At 66.1% G+C, this 22,289-nt stretch carries 19 protein-coding genes; 3 read left to right on the top strand and 16 right to left on the bottom strand.

What is annotated here, in order from left to right; all coding sequences use genetic code 11:
• Nucleotides 1–91: 91 nt before the first annotated feature.
• A complete protein-coding gene (locus JQ617_RS35835; RefSeq protein ID WP_212030482.1) occupies nucleotides 92–1,648 on the bottom strand; it encodes a Do family serine endopeptidase in 1,557 nt (518 codons plus the stop codon).
• Nucleotides 1,649–1,864: 216 nt separating this feature from the next.
• On the opposite strand from JQ617_RS35835, the gene JQ617_RS35830 reads away from it, so the two are divergent.
• Nucleotides 1,865–2,701 (top strand): universal stress protein, encoded by an 837-nt coding sequence (locus tag JQ617_RS35830; protein WP_212030481.1) that lies wholly within the window; start codon nucleotides 1,865–1,867, stop codon nucleotides 2,699–2,701.
• 19 nt (nucleotides 2,702–2,720) lie between these two features.
• Here the strand turns inward: JQ617_RS35830 and JQ617_RS35825 are convergent, their stop codons facing one another.
• The 11 genes from JQ617_RS35825 to JQ617_RS35775 all read right to left on the bottom strand — a co-directional run bounded on the left by JQ617_RS35825 (nucleotide 2,721) and on the right by JQ617_RS35775 (nucleotide 15,048).
• Nucleotides 2,721–2,933, bottom strand: coding sequence for a hypothetical protein (locus tag JQ617_RS35825; RefSeq protein ID WP_212030480.1), 213 nt, complete (start codon nucleotides 2,931–2,933; stop codon nucleotides 2,721–2,723).
• A gap of 173 nt (nucleotides 2,934–3,106) precedes the next feature.
• Nucleotides 3,107–4,984 carry a putative bifunctional diguanylate cyclase/phosphodiesterase gene (locus tag JQ617_RS35820; protein ID WP_212030479.1) on the bottom strand — a complete coding sequence of 626 codons (1,878 nt, stop codon included), beginning with the start codon at nucleotides 4,982–4,984 and terminating at the stop codon, nucleotides 3,107–3,109.
• Nucleotides 4,981–6,132, bottom strand: coding sequence for an FIST signal transduction protein (locus JQ617_RS35815; protein WP_212030478.1), 1,152 nt, complete (start codon nucleotides 6,130–6,132; stop codon nucleotides 4,981–4,983). Before JQ617_RS35815 ends, JQ617_RS35820 begins: the two co-directional genes overlap by 4 nt.
• A 179-nt stretch (nucleotides 6,133–6,311) precedes the next feature.
• The gene (gene rpe / locus JQ617_RS35810; protein ID WP_212030477.1) at nucleotides 6,312–7,049 is read right to left on the bottom strand and encodes a ribulose-phosphate 3-epimerase; all 738 of its coding nucleotides are present in this window, start codon (nucleotides 7,047–7,049) and stop codon (nucleotides 6,312–6,314) included.
• A complete protein-coding gene (cbbX, locus tag JQ617_RS35805) occupies nucleotides 7,046–7,978 on the bottom strand; it encodes a CbbX protein (protein WP_212030476.1) in 933 nt (310 codons plus the stop codon). Before cbbX ends, rpe begins: the two co-directional genes overlap by 4 nt.
• Before the next feature lie 98 nt (nucleotides 7,979–8,076).
• A complete protein-coding gene (locus JQ617_RS35800; protein WP_145668005.1) occupies nucleotides 8,077–8,481 on the bottom strand; it encodes a ribulose bisphosphate carboxylase small subunit in 405 nt (134 codons plus the stop codon).
• 11 nt (nucleotides 8,482–8,492) lie between these two features.
• Nucleotides 8,493–9,953, bottom strand: coding sequence for a form I ribulose bisphosphate carboxylase large subunit (locus tag JQ617_RS35795; protein ID WP_212030475.1), 1,461 nt, complete (start codon nucleotides 9,951–9,953; stop codon nucleotides 8,493–8,495).
• A gap of 31 nt (nucleotides 9,954–9,984) precedes the next feature.
• Nucleotides 9,985–11,070, bottom strand: a complete 1,086-nt coding sequence (gene fba, locus JQ617_RS35790) for a class II fructose-bisphosphate aldolase (RefSeq protein WP_063691802.1) — start codon at nucleotides 11,068–11,070, stop codon at nucleotides 9,985–9,987.
• 14 nt (nucleotides 11,071–11,084) lie between these two features.
• A complete protein-coding gene (gene tkt, locus JQ617_RS35785; protein ID WP_212030474.1) occupies nucleotides 11,085–13,106 on the bottom strand; it encodes a transketolase in 2,022 nt (673 codons plus the stop codon).
• A gap of 16 nt (nucleotides 13,107–13,122) precedes the next feature.
• Nucleotides 13,123–13,998 carry a phosphoribulokinase gene (locus JQ617_RS35780; RefSeq protein WP_212030473.1) on the bottom strand — a complete coding sequence of 292 codons (876 nt, stop codon included), beginning with the start codon at nucleotides 13,996–13,998 and terminating at the stop codon, nucleotides 13,123–13,125.
• A 12-nt stretch (nucleotides 13,999–14,010) separates the two neighbouring features.
• Nucleotides 14,011–15,048, bottom strand: a complete 1,038-nt coding sequence (locus JQ617_RS35775; RefSeq protein WP_212030472.1) for a class 1 fructose-bisphosphatase — start codon at nucleotides 15,046–15,048, stop codon at nucleotides 14,011–14,013.
• A gap of 119 nt (nucleotides 15,049–15,167) precedes the next feature.
• Here JQ617_RS35775 and JQ617_RS35770 point away from each other — a divergent pair, with 119 nt between their 5' ends.
• Together JQ617_RS35770 and JQ617_RS35765 are read left to right on the top strand one after the other, a co-directional pair.
• On the top strand, nucleotides 15,168–16,145 hold the full coding sequence (locus JQ617_RS35770) for a LysR family transcriptional regulator (protein WP_212030471.1): 978 nt from the start codon (nucleotides 15,168–15,170) through the stop codon (nucleotides 16,143–16,145).
• A gap of 374 nt (nucleotides 16,146–16,519) precedes the next feature.
• Nucleotides 16,520–18,913, top strand: coding sequence for a TonB-dependent receptor (locus JQ617_RS35765; RefSeq protein ID WP_212030470.1), 2,394 nt, complete (start codon nucleotides 16,520–16,522; stop codon nucleotides 18,911–18,913).
• Nucleotides 18,914–18,970: 57 nt separating this feature from the next.
• Here the strand turns inward: JQ617_RS35765 and JQ617_RS35760 are convergent, their stop codons facing one another.
• From JQ617_RS35760 to JQ617_RS35745, 4 genes are all read right to left on the bottom strand, one after another.
• Entirely contained in the window at nucleotides 18,971–19,180 is a 210-nt protein-coding gene (locus JQ617_RS35760; RefSeq protein ID WP_212030469.1) for a hypothetical protein, read from the bottom strand.
• Nucleotides 19,181–19,319: 139 nt separating this feature from the next.
• Nucleotides 19,320–19,739: a DUF4118 domain-containing protein gene (locus JQ617_RS35755; protein WP_212030468.1), complete on the bottom strand. Its 420-nt coding sequence runs from the start codon at nucleotides 19,737–19,739 to the stop codon at nucleotides 19,320–19,322.
• Between the two features lie 160 nt (nucleotides 19,740–19,899).
• Nucleotides 19,900–21,093: an MFS transporter gene (locus tag JQ617_RS35750; RefSeq protein WP_212030467.1), complete on the bottom strand. Its 1,194-nt coding sequence runs from the start codon at nucleotides 21,091–21,093 to the stop codon at nucleotides 19,900–19,902.
• Nucleotides 21,094–21,146: 53 nt separating this feature from the next.
• Nucleotides 21,147–21,767: a TetR/AcrR family transcriptional regulator gene (locus tag JQ617_RS35745; protein WP_063691825.1), complete on the bottom strand. Its 621-nt coding sequence runs from the start codon at nucleotides 21,765–21,767 to the stop codon at nucleotides 21,147–21,149.
• Nucleotides 21,768–22,289 lie beyond the last annotated feature (522 nt).

Genomic DNA, 22,289 nt, shown 5'->3' with positions numbered 1-22,289 from the left:
TGTTATCGGCGGCCTTCGCGCTATCTTCCAGACGCGCACGAAAAAGGCGGCCCGCAGGCCGCCTTTTGAATTGCTGTTGAAGACGAGAGACTTACGCGAGCGGCACGGCGACGAACCGGGTCGCCTCGGCGTTCTTGACCTGGAGCAGCACGCTGTTCTTGCCGGACGATTTGGCCTGCGCCAATTCAGCGCGGACCTCACCGACATTGGCGACAGCCTTGCCGCCGACGTTGAGAATGACGTCGCCGGTCTGGATGCCGCGCTGCGCGGCCGGTCCTTGCGGGTCGACCTCGGTGACGACGACGCCCTTCTGGCCGGCGCCCTGCACCTCGGCGGCGGGCGCCAGGCTCAGTCCGAGACGCGGGGTGCCCGGCTGCGCCTTGCCCTCGTCGGCTTTGCCGCCCTGGGCCTGCTTCTCGTTCGGCAACTCGCCGAGCGCCAGCGTCATCGTCTTGCTGGTGCCGTTGCGGTAGACGTCGAGCTTCACGGACGTGCCCGGCGCCAGCGTCGCAATGGTGCGGGCGAGATCGCGGGAGTCCTTGATCGCGGTGCCGTTGACGGCGGTGATGACGTCGCCCGCCGCAATGCCGGCCTTCGCCGCCGGGCTGCCGTCCTGCGGATTGTCGACGATCGCGCCGCGCGCCTCCTTCAGGCCGAGGCTGTCGGCGATCTCGGCGGTCACCGGCTGCACCTGCACGCCGAGCCAGCCGCGGATCACCGCACCCTTGTCCTTCAACTGCGCGACGACGAGCTTGGCGGTCGTCGCCGGGATGTCGAAGCCGATGCCGACCGAACCGCCCGACGGCGAGAAGATCGCGGTGTTCACGCCGATCACGTTGCCGTTCATGTCGAAGGCCGGACCGCCGGAATTGCCCTTGTTGATGGGGGCGTCGATCTGGATGAAGTCGTCATAGGGCCCGTTGCCGATGTCGCGGCCGCTGGCCGAGACGATGCCGGCCGTCACGGTGCCGCCGAGGCCGAAGGGATTGCCGACCGCGACCACCCAGTCGCCAATGCGCGGCTTCTGCTCGGCGAACTTGACGAAGGGGAAGTCCTTCTTGCCGTCCACCTTGATCAGCGCGAGATCGGTCTTCGGATCGGTGCCGACCACCTTGGCGGTGTAGGTCGTGCCGTCGTCCATGGTGACCTGCACGGACTCGGCGTGATCGACGACGTGGTTGTTGGTCACGGCATAGCCGTCAGGCGAGATGAAGAAGCCGGAGCCTTCGCCCGTGATCACCTGATGACGCTGGCGCGGCATGCCGTTCATGCCACCGTTCCTGCCCTCCGGGAAGCGGAAGCCGAATTCGCGCGAGAACTGGTCGAGCGGCGAAGAATCCTCGTCCGAATCCATCCGGTTCTGCTGCAGCATCGCACTCTTGTCGTTGTCCCGGTCGATCTTGACCCGCACCGAGATGACGGCGGGCTTGACCTTGGCGACGAGGTCGCCGAAGCCCGGCGGGGTGGAGGCGGCGGTTTCCGCAGCATGCGCAGGCGTGACCAGGGAGGTCATGCCGAAGGGCGAAGAGCCGGGGGAAGCAGCAAGCACGGCCACGCCAAGCGCGGCCACGGTGCCGAGCAGCGCAAGCCGGCGCGGCCTCAGGATTGTCCGGGACGTGGTGGTGTCGGAATTGACGCGATCGTTCATGTCGAAATGTCCATGTTGGGTCAGGTGTCGCCTTGCATCCAACATGGGCGTTCGCACCTTACGGCGTCCCGTCCACACGATTAAATCTTGGCAAAGGTACCGAAGCCGGCGGCGGCTCGCGAAAAATCGCCAATCGACATTTGATGCAGCTCAACGCGGCGCCCTCGGTCAGTGAAAAACTGCGGCCACCGAACGATATCGATCGGAGGCAGCGCCATGTACAAAGACATTCTCGTCCACATCCCGACCGAGAGGCCGATGCGTCCCGTGATCGACGGCGCGATCTCGCTCGCGAAGCACCTCAACGCCCATCTCGATGCGGTCGCGGCCGGCTATGTCGCAAGCAGCGCGGCTTACGTCCTGGATGGTGGCGCCGCCGTGGCGGCCGTGTTCGAGCTGGAGCGTGAGCGCGCGGTGGAGCGGGCCGAGGCGGCGCTCGAGGTGTTCAAGAGCGAAGCCGTGAACGCCGGCATTTCCTACGCCTGCCATCCGCTCGGTGCGATTCCCGCGGATGCAGCCGGCGCGCTCGGCGAGATGGCGCGGCTGCACGACCTCAGCATCGTGCTCCAGCCCGATCCGGCGCAAGGCTCGTTCGACAACGACGTGCCCGGCGAGATCCTGTTCCAGGCCGGCGGCCCGGTGCTGTTCCTGCCCTATACCTTCCGTGGCCCCTTCAAGGCGCGGCGGATCGGCCTCTGCTGGGACGGCAGCCGCCTCGCCGCCCGCGCGATGCGCGACGCAGCGCCGTTCCTGGCGCGGGCAGAGGAGATCGTGATCATCTCGATCAACGAGGCCGACGCGGTCCCGGGCGAAGTGTCGGCAAGCCAGCTGGCGAGGCATCTCGGCCGGCGCGGGCTCACGCCGCGCAGGGTCGGCCTGTCAGCGGCACGCTCCGAGATTCAGCCGACCATCCTGTCGCTGGCGGCCGACGAAGGCCTCGATCTGCTGGTGATGGGCGGTTACGGTCACGCGCGCTGGCAGGAACGCTTCCTCGGCGGCGTGACCCGCGCCATGCTGGAGGCGATGACAGTGCCGACGCTGATGTCGCATTAGCGAAGACGGCCCGGCGCTCTCACGCCGCGACGGGTGCCTCCCATGTCGCGGGGGCGATCGCATCATCGCTACGTTGCGCATTGCACGCGTCGAAATGCGCCTTCAGCGCGACCTCGGCGAGATGTTCGAAATGTTCGGCCTGGCCGAGGAGTTCCCAGTTCTGAAGCGGCCTGTAGGCCGCCTGCTGGCGACAGAGGGACGCCAGCGCCCGGTAGCGACGTACGTTCTCCATGAGACCCTCCCTCGCGTGCACAGGCTTAATGCCTTGATTTTGCGTCAGGCCGATGGCGGTTGTGCAAAACATTTGCTGCGGGCGCCACGCGGCCAGCATCGGTTAATTTTGGGCAAACGTCGACAGGCAATTTAGTTCCAGATCGCCGCGTGGAACTCCGCCCCTCGACGACGCTAAGCGTAGAGCCGGCGTTCCACGGCCACGCCGACCAGCTCGAGATAGCGTTCGATCAGTTCGGGCCGGCCGACGAGATAGCCCTGCATCTCCTCGCAGGCCTCGTGCGCCAGGAAGGTACGCTGCGCCTCCGTCTCCACCCCTTCGGCGACGACGGGGATATTCAGCGCGTGGGCGAGACTCAGCACCGCGCGGACGATCTCGGCCGATTGCGGCGTCGCCTCCAGATTGGAGATGAAGCTGCGATCGATCTTGATCTTGTCGAACGGAAACGACTGCAGATAGGACAGCGAGGAGTAGCCGGTGCCGAAATCGTCCATCGCGATGCGGATGCCCAATGCCTTCAGCCGCCGCAGCAGAGTGAGCGCCCGGGTGAAATCGCCGATCAGGACGCCCTCGGTGATCTCGACCTCGAGCCGTGTCGGCGAAAGGCCCGTCTCCAGCAGGATCTGGTGGATCGCGCGTTCGAGATCGCCCGTCTGGAACTGGACAGGCGACAGATTGACCGCGACCTGCAACGGCCGCGGCCAGGACGCCGCCTCGCGGCAGGCCTCGCGCAGCACCCATTCGCCGATCTCGACGATCAGCCCGTTCTCCTCGGCGAGCGGAATGAACTGGTCCGGCGGCACGAAGCCCCGCGTCGGATGGTTCCAGCGCAGCAGCGCCTCGAAGCCGATCACCTCGCCGTCCATCCGCGCCTGCGGCTGGAAATAGACCAGCAACTGGTTCTGCTCCAGCGCCTGGCGCAGATCGTGCTGCAGCAGCCTGCGATCGCGCAGCTCCTGGTCCATCTCGGACTCGAAGAAGCAGACCCGCCCCCTGCCCTCGCGCTTGGCGCGGTACAGCGCGGAATCCGCATTGGCGAGCAGCGTCGCTGCATCCACCCCGTCGTCGGGATAGACGGCGATACCGACGCTGACGCCCACCTGGGAGAGATAGTCGTCGATCTCGAGTTCCTTGCCGATCACCTCGACCAGGCGTTCGGCGAGCGTGAGCACGTCTTCGCGCCTGGCGTCCTCGGGCATCAGGATCATGAACTCGTCGCCGCCGATGCGGGCGACGAAGGCGTCGTCGGCTTCGGCAGCAATGCGCTCCGCCGCGGCCCGCATCAGCATGTCGCCGACGGGATGGCCGAAGACGTCGTTGACCTCCTTGAAGCGATCGAGATCGAGGCTGAGCACCGCAAAGCTGGTCGAGCCCTCCTGCGCCCGCTCCAGCCGCTCGTCCAGCGCCGCGTTGAAGGCGCTGCGGTTCGGCAGGTCGGTCAATGCGTCGTGGTGGGCCAGATGGCTGATCCGCGCCTCGTTGGTGATCCGCTCGGTGATATCCTCGATGACGCCGACGAGATATTGCGGCGCGCCGTTACCGTCGCGAACCAGCAGCTTGCGCGAGTTGACCAGGCGATCATGGCCCTTGACGCCGATCTCGAGCGAATGCCCCTCCAGCACCATGGGGGTGCCGCTGTCGACCACGCGGCGGTCCTGCTCGCTGACGACGCGGGCGACCTCCCGCGGAAAGATCTGCTCCGGCGTCTTGCCCAGCATCTCCTCGCGCGGCATGCCGTAATACTCTTCGCCGGCGCGGTTGAGCAGGACGTAGCGGGAGTCCTTCGCGTCCTTGGCGAAGACCGCGATCGGAATGTTCTCGATGATGCTGTCGAGGAACTCGCGCGCCCGGAGCAGATCCTGCTCGGCGCGCTTGTGCGTCTGCTCCAGCTCCTCGATCATCAGCTTGATCGCACGGTCGGTGCGGCGGCGATCGCGATCGCTCTCCTCATAGGCCGCGCTGACGAGCTCGCCGAGCCTGGTCAGATCGACCTGCCCGGCTTCGTCGGTCGCCTGGCGAATCTGTCTTGCCAGCAGGCGGTGCACGCTCACGCGGCCGCCTCCGCGATCATGGTCACCGTCATGGTCTGGTTGTGCAGCTCGCAGCGGCCGGATGCGACCGGCGGAGCAATCTCGCCATAGGAGTAGAAGCCGATGCGGACGACGTCGTCGCCGAGCTCGGCAGCGACCGCGTCCAGCTCATCCTGCGTGCGCTGCCCCATCACCCTGCGGCGGCCGGTGCAGCTGACCAGGATCGCGAGCTTGTCGCCTTCAACCCCGTCCGCGAGCGCGGTGCGTGCCTGCCTGCCCGCCTCGCCGGCGCCGGCGGCGAGACTGTCGAAATTGGCGCGCATCAGCTGCGCCGTGCACCCTTGCGGAATGTCCGCTGCGAACGTCAGCGTGCGGGCGTTGCGATCCACTGCGAAGACGGAGCGCACGATCTGCCGATCCGGCGCGGCCTCGTCGTGAATGCGCAAGGGAAAGGCGAGACCCGAGCCCGGCATCGCCGCGGCTTCCTCCTCGCCGAGATAACGCGTGTAGAGATCGAGCGGCGGTTCGCCATCCAGCTCGACCACCACGGGGCCCTCCGACTTCGTCACCTTGCGGCGCGGACCGAACACGTCCCAGCCTCCGGCACAGCCATGTGCGAAGCGGAAGGACGCGCCATAGAATCCGATCGCAGCGATGCGGTTCGGCAATGCCTCGCCATCGGCGCCAACCAATGTCTGCTCGAGCTTGGTGCCGTCGCCCGCCAACCCGCCTGTCACCAGCACGCCCGGTCCCAGCACGTCGCTGATCCCGGCGATCAGCTCGTTGCCGTTCACGTTCAATCCATCGGAGAGCACGAACACACCCGCAAGATCCGGAGCCGCCAACTGGCGGGCGAAACGGGCGCCGCAGGCCCGCGAGGCGGTGCGGGATTCGATCGTCTCGTTCACGACCCGCACTTGCGTGCGCGCGAAATGCAGGGCGACGGCGACGATTACGTCGTCGGCAATATCGTCGCCGTGGATCTGGCCACCGGTGCTGCAGCCGACGATGTGGCTTTCGGGATGGAGGCCGCGCAGCTCGCGATAACGCTCGCCGTCCGCCAGCGCCTCCCGGCCGCCGAAGTAGAGCACGAGCTGAGCAGGCTCGCGCAGGGCATCCGCTCCGCGCCAGCCATGGGCCGCATTCCAGTGAAGATATTGAATGTGCATCCCACGCGTCTCCGCGGCACTTGAACCACAGATTGTGACGCAGCGCATTGCGCCGGTGTTAATCGAGGCGCGGCTTTGCGACCGTTGGTTACCCCGGCATGAAGGTGACGGCGAATTCGCGATCAATTCCCCGTAGCGGCCCGGAGAAACGTCGCGGGCGCGTACCGCACCTCCGTAATCTACCGGAGGCGCGCCGTCTCGCCGCTACGCAGCGCATGCACGGAACTATCCTGCAATTTTGGAACCCGCGCCGCCTCCGCAGCGACGCGGATAGCCGCGATGTTCCCGGCGTAGTCGGCACTGCTCTTGCCGCGGAACACGGCGGAACCCGCCACCAGCGTATCGACACCGGCGGCGGCAACCGCCGCAGCGTTGTCGCGCGTGATGCCGCCATCGACCTCGAGCCGGATCGGCCGGTCGCCGATCATGCTGCGAATGCGCCGGATTTTTTCGAGCTGGGATTCGATGAAGGCCTGGCCGCCGAAACCCGGATTGACCGTCATCACCAGCACGAGGTCGAGACGATCGAGCACATAGTCGATCGTGCTCTCCGGTGTGGAAGGACACAGGCTGACGCCGGCCTTCTTGCCGAGTGCGCGGATCGCCTGCAGCGAGCGATCAAGATGCGGTCCCGCTTCGGCGTGGACCGTGATGACATCGGCGCCCGCCTTCGCGAACGCTTCGAGATAGGGATCGACCGGCGCGATCATGAGATGCACGTCGAAGACTTTCTTCGTCAGCGGCCGGATCGCCTTGATCACGTCGGCGCCAAAGCTGATGTTCGGGACGAAATGTCCGTCCATGACGTCGCAATGGATCCAGTCCGCGCCGGCCGCGTCGATCGCCGCGATCTCTTCGCCGAGACGCGCGAAATCCGCAGCCAGGATCGAGGGGGCGATGAGGATCTCCCGCGTCATGGCTTTGCACTCCCTAAGTCGGCACCGCCGCTGAAGACACGGCTTGCGAGGACATCGGCGGGGTCGATGGTTTCGAGATCGGCGACATCGAGCATGCGGTCGAGGTCGGAGACCAGGCGATCGGCCTGCCGCAGCCGAATGCGGTCCACGGCGTTGCGGATCGAACGCGCGTTGGAGAAGAACGGCTGGGTGCGGCGCAGGGCGATATATTTCTCGAATGCCTCGCGCGCCGCCGCCGAGAGGCGATAGCCCCGCTCCTTCAGCATCAGCTCGGCGATGACGAGCAGCTCGGCTTCCGCATAATCGGGAAACTCGATGTGGTGAGCGATGCGCGAGCGGAATCCGGGATTGGATGCGAAGAAGCTCGTCATCCGTTCGCCATAGCCTGCGAGGATCACGACCAGATCCTCGCGCTGGTTTTCCATCACCTGGAGCAGGATCTCGATCGACTCCTGGCCGTAGTCGCGCTCGTTGTCGGGGCGATGCAGATAATAGGCCTCGTCGATGAACAGCACGCCGCCCATCGCCTTCTTCAGGATCTCCTTCGTCTTCGGCGCGGTGTGGCCGATATACTGGCCGACGAGATCGTCACGCGTCACCGAGATCACCTGCCCGCGCCGTACGAAGCCGAGCCCATGCAGGATCTTGGCCATACGCAGAGCCACCGTGGTCTTGCCGGTGCCGGGATTGCCCGTGAACGACATGTGCAGCGTCGGCGGCGCCGCGGCGAGGCCTGCGCGTTGACGGATGCGCTCGATCAGCAGCAGCGAAGCGATCTGGCGCACGCGGTTCTTCACCGGCTTGAGCCCGATCAGTTCCTGATCGAGTTGTTGCAACGTCTCGGTTATACCGGCCGCCTCGGCCTCCTTGCGGAGATCGAACTGGGTCTCGCCTGGTTCGGCCGTGGTTGCGTGGGGGACATCCAGCATGGGTACCTCGAAGAAAAGAGCTTCGCCGCGGGGGAGCGGCGAAGCAGTGGTCCGCCAAGGAAACGGAGCAGGGAGTGCTCCGCGCGGAGGGAGAACCGTTATTGCGTGGCGTGGGCGGGCTTCCGCACCGTGGTGTAGCGGATCGCGCGGCCGCCGACCTCCTGCCGGACCAGCTCGAATTCCGCTTCCTGCGGCGGCCGGTTGACGAGGAAGGAGATCCGCACCGATTCCCAGCCATGGCTGGAATCGAAGCCGCTGATGCGGATGTAGCGGTCGCCGTACACCCTGCGGCACTCGGCGAGTTCCATCATCACGCCGGCGGCGTCCTGGAGGTCGAACATCGGCAGCCCCCACATCTCCCAATAAGTGTTGCGGGGATGCGGATCGTCGGTGAACTCGATGTTCACCGCCCAGCCATTGGCGAGGCAGTATTGCACCTGCTTGGTGATCTGGTCGTCGGTGAGATCAGGCAGGAACGAGAAGCAGCCCTGGGTCAGTTTCATCTCAAAACTCCTCAAACGGTTTCCAGCGCCGTCGGCACGAAGTCCGGCGTGTCGGTGGATTGATAGTTGAAGGTGACGTCCTTCCAGACATCGAGCGCGGACTTCAGCGGCGTGCAGGTCTGCGCGGCCTTGGCCAGGATCTCCGGGCCTTCGTGGACGTAGTCGCGGCCCTCGTTGCGAGCGAGGATCATCGCTTCCAGCGCCACGCGGTTGGCGATCGCGCCGGCCGCAATGCCCATGGGATGGCCGATGGTACCGCCGCCGAACTGCAGCACGACGTCCTCGCCGAGCAGGTCGAGCAGCTGATGCATCTGGCCGGCATGAATGCCGCCCGAGGCGACCGGCATCATCTTGTTCAGGCTCGCCCAGGACTGATCGAAGAAGATGCCGTGTTCGAGCCTGGTCGGATTGAACTCCTCGCGGCAAACATCGTAATAGCCGCGCGTGGTGTTGGGATCGCCTTCGAGCTTGCCGACAACCGTGCCGGCATGGATGTGGTCGACGCCGGCGAGCCGCATCCATTTGGCGATGACGCGGAACGACACGCCGTGGCTCTTCTGCCGCGTGTAGGTCGAGTGACCGGCGCGGTGCAGATGCAGGATCATGTCATTGCGGCGCGCCCACTTCGCCATCGACTGGATCGCGGTGTAGCCGATCACGAGGTCGATCATGACGATGCATGATCCGAGCTCCTTGGCGAACTCCGCGCGCTCGTACATGTCCTCCATCGTCCCCGCGGTGACGTTCAGGTACGTCCCCTTCACCTCGCCGGAGGCGGCCTGCGCGCGGTTCACCGCCTCCATGCAATAGAGGAAGCGGTCGCGCCAGTGCATGAAGGGCTGCGAGTTGATGTTCTCGTCGTCCTTGGTGAAGTCGAGCCCACCCTTCAGCGCCTCGTAGACGACGCGGCCGTAGTTGCGGCCCGAGAGCCCGAGCTTCGGCTTCACGGTCGCACCGAGCAGCGGCCGGCCGAACTTGTCGAGCCGTTCGCGCTCGACCACGATGCCGGTCGCCGGTCCCTGGAAGGTCTTCACATAGGCGACGGGGAAGCGCATGTCTTCGAGACGCAGCGCCTTCAGCGGCTTGAAGCCGAACACGTTGCCGATGATCGAGGCCGAGAGGTTGGCGATCGAACCCGGCTCGAACAGGTCGAGATCGTAGGCGATGTAGGCGAAATACGAGCCCGGCGTGCCCGGCACCGGATCGACGCGATAGCATTTTGCGCGGTATTTTTCGGCGGCGGTCAGGCGGTCGGTCCACACCACCGTCCAGGTCGCGGTCGAGGATTCGCCCGCAACCGCGGCGGATGCCTCGATCGGATCGACGCCCTCTTGCGGCGTGACGCGGAACAGCGCGATGACGTCGGTGTCCTTCGGCGTGTAGTCGGGCTCCCAATAGCCCATGCGCGCGTATTCCATCGTGCCCGATCGATAGCGCTCTTTGCCGCGGACGGTTCCTGCATGTGCATTCATGGCTCTCTCCTGCTCTTCTCTCTCTGATTGACTAGGCCGCTACGGGCTCGCGGGCGCCGATGCGCGGATCCAGTTCGCCGGCGCGGTACCGCCGCGCCATCTCGCTCATCGGAATGACCTTGATCCTGCTGGCATGACCCGCGGTGCCGAACTGCTCGAAGCGATCGCGGCAGAGCTCGCGCATCGCGTCCATCGCGGGCTTGAGGAACTTGCGCGGATCGAACTCGGAGCGCGTCTGTGCGGCGACTTTCCGGAACACCGCCGTCATCGCGAGGCGGCAGTCGGTATCGATATTGACCTTGCGCACCCCGCTCTTGATGCCGCGCACGATCTCCTCGACCGGCACCCCCCAGGTCTGCGGCATCTCGCCGCCGAACTGGTTGAACATGTCCTGCAGCGGCTGCGGCACCGAGGAGGAGCCGTGCATGACCAGATGCGTGTTCGGCAGCCGGCGATGGATCTCCTCGACCACCCGCATCGCCAGGATGTCGCCATCAGGCTTGCGGCTGAACTTGTAGGCGCCGTGCGAGGTGCCCATCGCGATCGCCAGCGCATCGACCTTCGTCGCGCGGACGAAATCGACGGCCTGGTCCGGGTCGGTCAGCAACTGGTCGTGGCTGACCTTGCCCTCGACGCCATGGCCGTCCTCCTGTTCGCCGCCGCCATGCTCGAGCGAGCCGAGCACGCCGAGCTCGCCCTCGACGGAGGCACCGGTCCAATGGGCGAGATCGACGACACGGCGGGTGATCGCGACGTTGTAGTCGTAGTCGGCCGCCGTCTTGGCGTCGGCCTTGAGCGAGCCGTCCATCATCACCGAGGTGAAGCCATGGGCGATGGCGGAGGCGCAGGTCGCCTCGTCATTGCCGTGGTCCTGGTGCATGCAGAGCGGGATGTCCGGGTAGGTCCGCTCCAGCGCGTCGATCATGTGCGAGAGCATGAGATCGCCGGCATAGCTGCGCGCGCCCCGCGAGGCCTGGATGATGACGGGCGCGTCGACCTCGGCCGCGGCCTGCATGATCGCGATGCCCTGCTCCATGTTGTTGATGTTGAACGCCGGCACGGCATAGCCGTGGCTGGCAGCGTGATCGAGCAGTTGGCGAAGGGTGATACGTGCCACGTCAGATCCTCCTGTTATTGCTTGCGCGCGCGGGCGATTGCCCTGCGAGCGGCCTCGGCCACGCTTTGCGGCGTGATGCCGAATTCGCGGTAGAGCACCGGTGCCGGTGCCGAAGCGCCGAAGCCGCGCATGCCGACGAATTCACCGTCGGCGCCGATCCAGCGATGCCAGTCGCCGGCGACGGCCGCCTCGACGCCGACGCGCGGCGCGGAGCCGAGCACGGCGGCGCGGTAGTCGTCCGGCTGCTCCTCGAACAGCGCGAAGCACGGTGCGGAGACCACAGCCGCACGGACGTGCTCGGTCGCGAGCAGGCGAGCGGCGTCCAGCGCGATCGAGACCTCCGAGCCGGTCGCCATCAACGTGACGTCACGGCCGCCGTCGGGCGAGACGATAAGATAGGCGCCGCGCGCGACGCGGTTCCGGCCGCGGGCATCGCTGCGGAAGGCCGGCAGCGCCTGTCGCGACAGGCACAGCACCGAGGGGCGATCCTCCGCTTCGAGCGCGCAGTCCCAGGCCTCCAGCGTCTCGACCGCGTCGGCGGGACGAAACACCAGCAGGTTCGGAATGACCCGCAGCGCCGCAAGATGCTCGACCGGCTGGTGCGTCGGGCCGTCCTCGCCGAGGCCGATGGAATCGTGCGTCATCACATGGATGACGCGCAGCCGCATCAGGGCCGCAAGGCGGATCGCGGGCCGGCTGTAATCGGAGAACGCGAGGAAGGTGCCGCCATAGGGGAGGAAGCCGCCGTGGAGCGCGAGGCCGTTCATCGCAGCCGCCATGCCGTGCTCGCGAATGCCGTAATGGATGTAGTCGCCGGCGAAGGCACCGCTCTTGACCGGCGCCTGCGCCTTGGCATGCGTCAGGTTCGAATGGGTCAGGTCCGCCGAGCCGCCGACCATGCCGGGAATTGTCCCGGCGATGGCATCGAGCACCTGCTGCGAGGCCTGCCGCGTCGCGAGCTTCGGGCGCTCGCTGGCAAAGCGTTCGCGCAATTTCGCCGCGGCCAGCGCATAGGCCGCCGGGAGAGCGACGGCCTTGCCCTCGACGAACATATCGCGCTGCTCGGGCGTCGCACATTCGTAGCGATCGAGCCACGCGAGACGATCGACCTGTCCGCGCTGCCCGATCATCCGCCAAGCCTTCGCGACGGGGATCGGCACCACGAAGGGCTGATAGTCCCAGCCGAGTGCGCGGCGCGCGGCGGCGGTCTGTTCGGTGCCGAGCGGCGCGCCATGCGCCTTCTCGGTGCCCTGCCTGTCGGGCGCGCCATAGCCGATGATGGTGCGGCAGGCGATCAAGGACGGCCTGGCGGTCTCGCGCTCCTCCGCAATCGCCCGAGCGACAGCTTCGGGATCATGCCCGTCGACGCGGCGCACCGACCAGCCGGAGGCGGCGAAGCGCGCGAGCTGGTCGTCCGATGTCGCAAGCGACGTCGGACCGTCGATGGAGATGCCGTTGTCGTCGAAGAGCACGATCAGGCGGCCGAGCCCGAGATGGCCGGCAAGCGAGATCGCCTCCTGGCTGATGCCTTCCATCAGGCAGCCGTCGCCGGCGATGACATAGGTGAAGTGATCGACGAGCCCGTCGCCATGCCGCGCATTGGCCATGCGCTCGGCGAGCGCCATGCCGACAGCGGTCGCGATCCCCTGCCCGAGCGGTCCCGTCGTGGTCTCGACGCCGGGCGTATGACCATACTCAGGGTGGCCCGGCGTCCTGGAGCCCCACTGCCGGAAGGCCTTGATGTCGTCGAGGCTGACATCGCCGCCGGTGAGATGCAGCAGCGCATAGAGCAGCATCGAGCCATGCCCCGCCGAGAGCACGAAGCGGTCGCGGTCCGGCCAGTTGGGATGGGCCGAGTCGAATTTCAGGAAACGCGAGAACAGCACGGTTGCGACGTCGGCCATGCCCATCGGCAGGCCGGGATGACCGGACTGCGAGGTCTCGATGGCGTCGACTGCGAGGAAGCGGACCGCATTGGCGAGATCGCTGTGCGCGACGGCATAGAGGTCGGCTTCGGCGTGGACGGAGATGTTCATCGGGGTCTCTCCTCGTTCACTTCAAGCTGCGCTTGCGCTCGATGAGCTGCATGATCAGCGGCGTCAGGATCAGTTGCATGGCGAGATCGAGCTTCGCGCCGGGGCACACGATCGAGTTCGCGCGCGACATCCAGCTCTGCGGCAGCATCGAGAGCAGATAGGGGAAATCGATGCCGCGCGGATTTTTGAAGCGGATCACGACCATCGATTCGTCCGGCGTCGGGATCCAGCGCGCGATGAACGGATTGGAGGTATCCACCGTCGGCACGCGCTGGAAGTTGATGTCGGTCTCAGTGAATTGCGGGCAGATGTAGTGGATGTAGTCGGGCATCCGCCGCAGGATGGTGTCGGTGACGGCCTCGGTCGAATAGCCCCGCGCGCTGCGGTCGCGGTGCAGCTTCTGGATCCATTCGAGATTGATGACCGGTACGACGCCGATCTTGAGGTCCGCATAGCGCGCGACGTTGACCTTGTCGGTGACGACGGCGCCGTGCAGGCCTTCGTAGAACAAGAGGTCGGAGTTCTCCGGCAACTGCTTCCAATCGGTGAAGGTGCCGGGCGCAGCACCATGCAGCGCGGATTCCTCGGCATCATGGACGTAGTGCCGCGTCACCGCGGAGCCGGTCTCGCCGTAGTCGCGGAAGGCGCGCTCCAGCTCCTCGAACAAATTGGTCTCGGGGCTGAAATGGCTGAAATGCTTGTTGCCGCGCTCGGCCTCCGTCGCCATCTGCGTGCGCATCTCGGCACGGTCGTAGCGATGGAAGGCGTCGCCCTCGATGTAGGCGGCGTTGACCTTCTCGCGGAAGAAGATCTGCTCGAACGTCTTCTTGACCGAAGTGGTGCCGGCGCCGGAGGAGCCGGTGATGGAGATGATGGGATGCTTCCTGGACATGGGACGCCTCGCTCAGAGCCGGAAGAAGCCGCGCCGCGCGAACAGCGGCGCGGAGACGCTGGCGACCAGCAACGGGTCGCAGTGCAACTCCTCAACGCGCCGCACCTCGTTGCTCGAGCCCATGATCAGCGGCACGCGCTGGTGCAGGCTCTGCGCGGAGAGGTCGAGGATGCGCTCGCGCCCGGTCGAGGCCGAGCCGCCGGCCTGCTCGATGATCATCGCCATCGGGTGGGCCTCGTAGACGAGGCGCAGGCGGCCGTCGCCATAGCCGGGGCGCGCGTCCGACGGATAGAGGAACACACCGCCGCGGGTGAGGATGCGATAGGCCTCCGCGACCAGCGAGCCGATCCAGCGCATGTTGAAATTGTGGTTGGCGGGCCCCTCGACGCCGGCGAGGCATTCGTCGACGAAGGCACGCACCGGCTGCTCCCAGTGCCGGCGGTTCGACGCGTTGATGGCGAACTCCTCGCAGGCCTCGGAGATCTGCACGCCGCTGCGCGCGAGGCGGAAGCAGCCGGCCTTGCGGTCGAGCGTGAAGATGTCGACGCCGTCGCCGAGCGTCAGCACCAGCGATGTCTGCGGCCCGTAGGTGACGAAGCCCGCCGCAAGCTGCACTGATCCGCGCTGATGGAAGGCGAGCGCGGGATCGTCGGGCGCGGGCAGGATCGAGAAGATCGTCCCGACCGTCATGTTGATGTCGATGTTGGAGGAACCGTCGAGCGGATCGATCGCCACGCAGATCTTTGCCGCGCGGTCGCCGGTCTGGGGCTCGCGCATCTCCTCCGACGCCAGCGCCGCGACCGGCAGCCGGCTGAGGCAACGGCGCAGGATCGCATCGGCCTGGACGTCGAGATCGCGCTGGACGTCGCCGTCGCTGTTGCGGCCCGTAGTCAGGCCCGAGGCGTCGGCGAGGTCGCCGGTGGCGATGAGCTCGGCGATCTCGATCGCCGCTGCCGCGATGGCATCGACTGCGGCCGCCACCGCCAGCGCGTGGGGCGCGGTCTCTGAATACCGTTGAAGGTGGTCGTCCAGCCTGAGTTGCCCGGTCATCTGCGTCCATCCCCTGGGCCGGCGCCGCATCCATTGCCCTCCACGTGGAGGTCGGTGCGGTCAGTCCCGGCATCAGGAGATTGACAGGCGCGACTTAATAAGGAAAATTTCTAATCATAATGAGTGCCAAAGATTTTTCTTATAATGGCTCCGGCCATGCGGCGGTCCAGCTCCGGCATCTGACGATCCGGCAGCTTCGCTCGCTTGCGGCGCTCTCGGCCAAGGGCAGCGTGACGGCGGCCTCCGGCCATCTCGGCCTGACGCAGCCGGCCGTGACCCAGCAACTCCGGCAGCTTCAGGACCTCGCCGGCCTGCCGCTGGTGCAGCGGACCGGCGACGGCATGCTGCTGACGGAGGCAGGCAAGGAAGTGCTGGCGCTCGCCGAGCGCGTCGAGGCCGCGATCACGGACTGCCAGGGCGCGCTCGACCTGCTCGCGGGGCGGACCGGCGGCACGGTGCATCTCGGCGCGGTCTCCACCGCGAAATATTTCGTGCCGCATGCGATCGCGGCGTTCTCGAAGCGGCATCCCAAGATCGAGATCAAGCTCACCATCGGCAATCGCGAGGAGATCCGCGAGGCCATGCACGGCTACGATCTCGATTTCGCGGTGATGGGTCGGCCGCCGGCCGACGTCAGCGTCGACGTCCGTCAGCTCGGACGCAATCCGCACGTCATCGTCGCGCGCAAGGGGCACTGGCTGGAGAAGGATTCCGGCCTCAGCCTGACCGACCTCGTGCACGAGACCTTCCTCACCCGCGAGCCCGGCTCGGGCACGCGCACGCTGATGGAGGGCATGTTCCAGAGGTCGGACCTCGAGCCGATCATCGGCATGGAGATGAGCAGCAACGAGACCATCAAGCAGGCGGTGATCGCCGGGCTTGGCATCGCCTTCATCTCGGCCCACACGGTCGCGCATGAGCTCGCGGAGGGCCGGCTGATCGTGCTCGACGTCGCCGGCCTGCCGATCGTGCGGCAATGGTACGTGATCCGCCGCAGCGACAAGGTGCTGCTGCCGCCGGCGCAGGCGATGTTCGATTTCTTGGGGTCGGAAGGGTCGAATTATCTGCCCGACGTGCCCGAGTTCGGCGGGCGGTAGGCAGCCGGCGTTCAGGCCATCAGCTTCATCGCGATCGTCGCCGCCAGAATGACGATGATCTGAAGCAGGCGCTCGGTCGTGAAGATGCGGTTGAAGGTGGTCATCGCTCGCCCCCGGCCTGCGTAAGGAAATCCCGGGGCTTGCTAGCATACGGCACCGGCCGGGTAACTCCGTAGTCGACCCGGGTCCCGCGCGCGGCCGAAGCTTGCCGGAACCCGAAATGTTTCGAACGATTCAAATCCGATGTCCCGGAATTGCCGGCCGCCCGCCGTGTTCATCCACGCAGTGACTTCGCGTGCACGGTCGCGTCTTGCCCCGCGTCCAGCCGCATCCCAGGGGAATTCGGGCGAGTCTTGAAACGTATGGAGGGCGCGATGAACGGCATCGCAGCCAACGGCGAGCTTTTGTCTGCTGACGGACGTCTTTCCAAGCGCGAGGTTCGGGGGATCGCGCGCGCCCTGCTCGCCACATTGATGACCTCAGGCGCATTCCTCATTGCCCCGCAGGCAGTTGCACAATCCTCGCCCGGACAAGGCGCCACGCTTCCCCCGATCACCGTGACCGCACCCGAAGCGCAGCGGCGCTCCAATCCATCTTCGGCCGCGCGACGGTCGGGCGGCACGCGAACCCGCCGGACACAGACCGCGCGGCGGCCCGAGACGGCGCCCGCGCCTCAACCGTTCACGCCCTCGCAGGACGCCCGCACCGGCACGGTCGGCTATTTCGCGAACAGCACCTCGGTCGCGACCAAGTCCAACACGCCCATCGTCAATATTCCGCAATCACTCGCGGTCATCACCAGGGAGCAGATCCGCGACCAGAACTACCAGGGCCTAACGGATGTCACGCGCTATGTCCCGAGCGTCGCCATCCACCAGGGCGAGGGCAACCGCGACGAGCTCGTCATCCGCGGCGTCGATTCCAGCGCGAACTTCTTCGTCAACGGGTTTCGCGACGACGTGCAGTATTTCCGCGACATGTACAACACCCAGAGCATCGAGGTGCTGAAGGGCCCGAGTGCCCTCACCTTCGGCCGCGGCGCTGGCGGCGGCGTGCTCAACCGTACCCTCAAGGAGGCCGACGGCAGGCGCATCTACGAGGCAAGCGCGCAGACGGGATCCTGGGGCGACCGCCGCGTCACGCTCGATGCAGGACAGGCCATCAACGACAACGTCGCGGCGCGGCTGAACGTGTTCTACGAAGGCAGCGATGCCTTCCGCGACTTCAACCATCTCGAGCGCTACGGCATCAACCCGACCGTGACGCTGAAGCCGGATGACTTCACCAGGATCAAGCTCTCCTACGAATACTACCACGACGGCCGCACCGCCGATCGCGGCAATCCTTCCCAGAGCCTTCCCGGCGGCGTGACCCGGTTCAATCCGACCACGCCGTTTGCGCCGAACGGCAATCTTCAGACCTTCTTCGGCAGCCCAAGCCTCAACACCGCGCAGGCCACCGTGCAGACCGGCATGGCGATCATCGAGCACGACTTCCAGAACGGCCTGTCGGTGCGCAACGGCACGATCGCGGCCGACTATCAGAAATTTTACCAGAACGTCTATCCGACCGGCGGGCCGCTTGCCGGCGCCGTCAATCCGGCCGGGACCGCGGTCAATCTCGGCGCTTATCAACACACGACCAACCGCGACAACGTCTTCAACCAGACCGACTTCACCTACAAGGGCTGGACCGGTCCGATCGCGCACACTTTCGGCTTCGGCACCGAGTTCGGCCGCCAGACCGGTGTCGACATCCGCAACACGGGCGTCTTCCCGAACGGCACCAACACCATCGTCCAGAATCCGTTCGCACCGACCTATTTCGGGCCGGTCACCTTCGTTCACCACTTCACCGGCACCAATACCGACGGCGTCACGACGCCGGATTCCAACAGCAGATACGCGTTGAACGTCTCGTCCGGCTACCTGCGCGACACCGTCGAATTCTCTCGCGCGCTCCAGCTCATCGTCGGCACGCGGTTCGACCGCTTCGAGATGTCGGCGCTGGACATGAACACCAACATCAACCGCAACCGCACCGACAATCTGGTGTCGCCGCAGGCGGCGGTGATCCTCAAGCCGATGGAGGCGATGTCGCTCTATACCGCCTACAGCATTTCCTATCTGCCCGCCTCCGGTGACCAGTTCTCCTCGCTTAACGACGGCACGCTGATCCTGCAGCCGCAAAAGTTCGAGAATACCGAGGTCGGCATGAAGTGGAACGTCAATCCCAAGCTGCTGTTCTCGACCGCGATCTACAATCTGAACCGCACCAACCAGCCGATTGCCGACGGCAACCGACCCGGCTTCTTCCTGCCCTCAGGCAGCACGCTGACGCGCGGCTTCGAGGCCAGCCTCGTCGGCTACGTCACCGATCAATGGCAGTCCTCGCTCGGTTACGCCTATACGGATGCGAAGATCACCAGCGCGACGTCGGCAACCGTGGTGCCCGGCAATCGCGTGCAACTCGTGCCGTACAATCAGTTCGCCTGGTGGAACAAGTACCAGTTCACACCGATGTGGGCGGCGGCGCTCGGCATCATCTATTTCAGCGATTCGTTCGCGTCGTCGGACGACACCGTGAGGCTGCCGGGCTTCGTTCGCTTCGATGCCGGTCTCTACGCCACCATCGATGCCAATTGGCGTGCCCAGCTGACGGTCGAGAACATTTTCAATCGCGGCTACTGGGCGTCCGCCGACGGCAACAACAACATCTCTCCCGGCCAGGGCCGCACGGTGAGGGTTCAGGCGAGCTACCGGTTCTGACCGGGGGGCGCGGACGTCTCTGCGGCCGTTCGCGCGCAGCGCTGCGATGGTTAACGATCAGGCCGCGAGCGGTGCGGCATAGTCCATGCGCGCAGCGAAATAGGCTTCGAGCTCCGACAGCGCCCGCTCCTCCCAATCCCTCGCCTGCTCCAGCAGCGACCAGCTCTGGCCCGGGCGGAATGCAGCGGTCTGGCGATAGAGCGATGCGATGCCGCGATAGCGGCGCACGTTCTCGAGGATGGCGTGTCCGTTGATCTGGCCGTTCATGTCTCAAAACTCCCTCGTCATTCCCGGGGGAGAAAGTGCGGCCAAATCTTTTTCGAAAAGTTAGCGGCGCACGGCATGCTCGCGCATGGTTGCCGGACTGTTGCGCGCGCGCAACGCGCACGCTCGCGCAACACCGAATCTATTGCGAATTCGTTGCCGCGCTCTCGCCCGACGGCTTCAGCCCGCCGCGGCTGATCATCGACATCGTTTCGCGGCAGAGATCGGCAAGCCCGATCAGCAGCACGGCGAGCAGGCAGAACAGGTTGACGGAATCGGCATTCGCGCTGGTCAGCGGGGCGAACTGGAAGAAGGGCGGTATGAATGCCCACCACACCAGCGGAATGGTGAGCAACGCGGCGAATGCCGCCGCCGGCGCGCCCGCGATCAATGCGAGCACGAACAGGCTAGGCAGAAACGCCGCGAAATAGAGCTTCGCGCCGAGCGCGACGCAGACGCCCTGGAGCAGGGCCGACATTGCAACGACGACGAATCCGAGCAGGAACGCCTGCCACGACCATGGTCGTACCCGCGGTACGCCAAACAGCCCCGCACGCCTCATCAGCCTCCCCCTGCCAGCCCGTTAACCAGGTCCGCTTGCGACGAAAGTACTACAAGCGCGGGCCGGCCGCGAGATGGAAATTGCACCCCCGAAGGCCCGGCGGGGCTGGGTCTCCGCGGATTGGTAAACATCCGCGTCGCGCAATCCCCCCTTCGGGCGGTTACTCGGTTACCGCATAGAGCAGTCCCGCCACGGGCAGAGCAAGGCCAATGGCCGAGGCCAGCGTCCAGCCGCCCTGTGCGAAGGCCCAGGCGCCGACCGCGGAGCCGGCGGCGCCGGCGGCGAAAAACGTCGCCATATAGAGGCCGTTGAGGCGGCTGCGCTGCTCGTGCCCGAGCACGAAGATGGCGCGGAAACCGAGCACGACGTTGCCCTGCACGCCGATATCGATGGCGATCGCGGCCACGACCAGGCAGGCGAGGTTCAGCATCGAGCCGGGCGCGCCGATATAGGTCGCGAGGAAGCCCAGGGCCGCCAGCAGCATCGCCACCAGAGTCGCGATGCGGCTGTGGCCGCGGTCGGCGAGCCGGCCGGCGATGGGCGCTGCGAACACGCCGGCGACGCCGGCAAGGGCGAACAGCGCAATGCCCTGCTGGGAGAAGCCGAATGCGCCGGCAAGCTGGAGGGGCGCCACCGTCCAGAACAGCGTAAAGCAGCCGAACAGGCTCGCCTGGTAGAGCGCCCGGCGCCGCAGCAGCGGCGTGGTGCGCACCAGATGCGGCATCGACAGCAAGAGCGTGCCGTAATGCATGCGCGCGACGGGCTTGCGCCGCGGCAGCGTCATCCAGAGCACCGTCGCGAGCACGATCATCAGCGCGGCGGAGGCGAAGAACACCGCATGCCATGACGAGGCCGCCGTGACGAAGCTCGACACCGGACGCGCCAGCATGATGCCGAGCATCAGGCCGGTCGAGACGTTGCCGACGACGCGGCCGCGGATCGCTTCCGGCGCCAGATGCGCCGCATAGGGAATGATGATCTGCACCGCGACCGAGCCGAGGCCGATGAACAGCGCGGCAGCCAGGAAGGGCAGCGCATGGGTCGAGAACGCGGCCGCAAGCAGGGCCGCAGCGCCGAGCATGATGACCGAGCAGATCAGGGCGCGGTTCTCGACGAGATCGCCGAGCGGCACGATGAAGAGCAGCCCGACGCCATAGCCGATCTGCGTCATGGTCACGATCAGCCCCGCCGCCGCATGCGACAGGCCGAGCGCGGCGCTGATCGGGGCGATCAACGGCTGGGCATAATAGATGTTGGCGGCGACCATGCCACAGGCCGCGGCAAGCACGAAGGTCAGTCGCTGCGACACCGCATCCGGCTCGGGTGCGGTCTCGATGGTGGCATTCATCGTCATTTCAAACAGTCTCCGAAAGATCGGGAACGTTCATTCCCTAATATGACATAAATTCAGGCGAGCAGCTTCAGCGCGACGCCGACCAGACGCTCCCCGTCGAGCGGCAGGCGCGCCTTGCCGACGACGCGCATCCCTTGCGTGATGCAGATCATCAGCCGCGCGGTATCGTCCGCATCGACATGGCGGGGAATCGAGCCGTCGGCCTGTCCTTCGCGGATCAGGCCGGCGATGAAGCTTTCGTTGGTCTCGAGCTGGGCGTTGACGCGGGCGCGGACTTCCGGGTCGAGCGCGGCGAGCTCGACCGCACCGCCGACCACGATGCAGCCGCGGCGCCCCTCGATGCCCTGGGAGTGCTCGACATAGGACAGCAGCATATGGCGCAGCCGCTCGCGGCCATTGGCGCCCCGCGCAGCCGCGCTGCGGGTCTGCTCCCGGCGCACCGTGGCGTAGCGCTCGAACGCGGCCAGGAACACGGCCTGCTTGTCGCGAAAAGCCTTGTAGACGCTGCCGGTGGCGAGCCGCATCGCCGCGGTGAGGTCGCCGATCGAGGTGGCATGATAGCCGCGCTCGCAAAACACCCGCACCGCGCGGTCAAGCGCGGTGTCCATGTCGAACTCCCGGGGACGACCGGGCGGACGGGCGACAGCTTGCGATCGGCGGGCGACTTTTTGCATTGCGGGATAATAGGGAATGATCGTTTCCGAATAAAGACACGGAGTTGTGATTGGGGGATGGGACGCTTCTGTCGCCACGCCACCCGCCCTCGTGTCCCGGACGCGCTGCAGCGTGCAACGCTGCTGCGCAGAGCCGGGACCCACAGCGGAACGGGAAGAGGCCGATGCATGGGCCCCGGCTCTGCAGCGCACCACTACGTGATGCGCTGCTCCGGGGCACGAGAGTGGGGTGGGACGCTCGCTTTCTCCTCCGCGTCATTGCCAGCGTAGCGACTTGTCCGCCGAAGCCTTTGGCGAAGGCGGAAGCAATCCAGAGTGTCTCCGCGACGACGGTGCCGTAGGGTGGGCAAAGGCGCAAAGCGCCGTGCCCACGTGCCGGTCACGATACGCAAAGTCGTGGGCACGCTTCGCTTTGCCCACCCTACGATGCCGGAGTGTTTGGCAGCACTGCAGTTCTCCGACATGCACTCGTAGGATGGGTAGAGCGAAGCGAAACCCATCACGCATCTGGCCCGCCGGAAC

Origin of the sequence: Bradyrhizobium sp. KB893862 SZCCT0404 (assembly GCF_018130885.1) — a bacterium.
Classification (GTDB): Bacteria; Pseudomonadota; Alphaproteobacteria; order Rhizobiales; family Xanthobacteraceae; genus Bradyrhizobium; species Bradyrhizobium stylosanthis.
The sequence above is the reverse complement of the archived record's forward strand: the minus strand, read 5'-3'. Positions and strand labels throughout refer to the sequence as shown.

Excerpts from the sequence above, each read along its gene's own strand:
- JQ617_RS35745 (WP_063691825.1), bottom strand. The coding sequence starts at position 21,767 with ATGCAAAAAGTCGCCCGCCGATCGCAAGCTGTCGCCCGTCCGCCCGGT.
- JQ617_RS35765 (WP_212030470.1), top strand. The coding sequence starts at position 16,520 with ATGAACGGCATCGCAGCCAACGGCGAGCTTTTGTCTGCTGACGGACGT.
- JQ617_RS35750 (WP_212030467.1), bottom strand. The coding sequence starts at position 21,093 with ATGACGATGAATGCCACCATCGAGACCGCACCCGAGCCGGATGCGGTG.
- JQ617_RS35795 (WP_212030475.1), bottom strand. The coding sequence starts at position 9,953 with ATGAATGCACATGCAGGAACCGTCCGCGGCAAAGAGCGCTATCGATCG.
- rpe (WP_212030477.1), bottom strand. The coding sequence starts at position 7,049 with ATGACGCGGGAGATCCTCATCGCCCCCTCGATCCTGGCTGCGGATTTC.
- JQ617_RS35755 (WP_212030468.1), bottom strand. The coding sequence starts at position 19,739 with ATGAGGCGTGCGGGGCTGTTTGGCGTACCGCGGGTACGACCATGGTCG.
- JQ617_RS35775 (WP_212030472.1), bottom strand. The coding sequence starts at position 15,048 with ATGACCGGGCAACTCAGGCTGGACGACCACCTTCAACGGTATTCAGAG.
- JQ617_RS35770 (WP_212030471.1), top strand. The coding sequence starts at position 15,168 with ATGAGTGCCAAAGATTTTTCTTATAATGGCTCCGGCCATGCGGCGGTC.
- JQ617_RS35780 (WP_212030473.1), bottom strand. The coding sequence starts at position 13,998 with ATGTCCAGGAAGCATCCCATCATCTCCATCACCGGCTCCTCCGGCGCC.
- JQ617_RS35800 (WP_145668005.1), bottom strand. The coding sequence starts at position 8,481 with ATGAAACTGACCCAGGGCTGCTTCTCGTTCCTGCCTGATCTCACCGAC.
- tkt (WP_212030474.1), bottom strand. The coding sequence starts at position 13,106 with ATGAACATCTCCGTCCACGCCGAAGCCGACCTCTATGCCGTCGCGCAC.
- JQ617_RS35830 (WP_212030481.1), top strand. The coding sequence starts at position 1,865 with ATGTACAAAGACATTCTCGTCCACATCCCGACCGAGAGGCCGATGCGT.
- cbbX (WP_212030476.1), bottom strand. The coding sequence starts at position 7,978 with ATGCTGGATGTCCCCCACGCAACCACGGCCGAACCAGGCGAGACCCAG.
- JQ617_RS35815 (WP_212030478.1), bottom strand. The coding sequence starts at position 6,132 with ATGCACATTCAATATCTTCACTGGAATGCGGCCCATGGCTGGCGCGGA.
- JQ617_RS35760 (WP_212030469.1), bottom strand. The coding sequence starts at position 19,180 with ATGAACGGCCAGATCAACGGACACGCCATCCTCGAGAACGTGCGCCGC.
- JQ617_RS35835 (WP_212030482.1), bottom strand. The coding sequence starts at position 1,648 with ATGAACGATCGCGTCAATTCCGACACCACCACGTCCCGGACAATCCTG.
- JQ617_RS35825 (WP_212030480.1), bottom strand. The coding sequence starts at position 2,933 with ATGGAGAACGTACGTCGCTACCGGGCGCTGGCGTCCCTCTGTCGCCAG.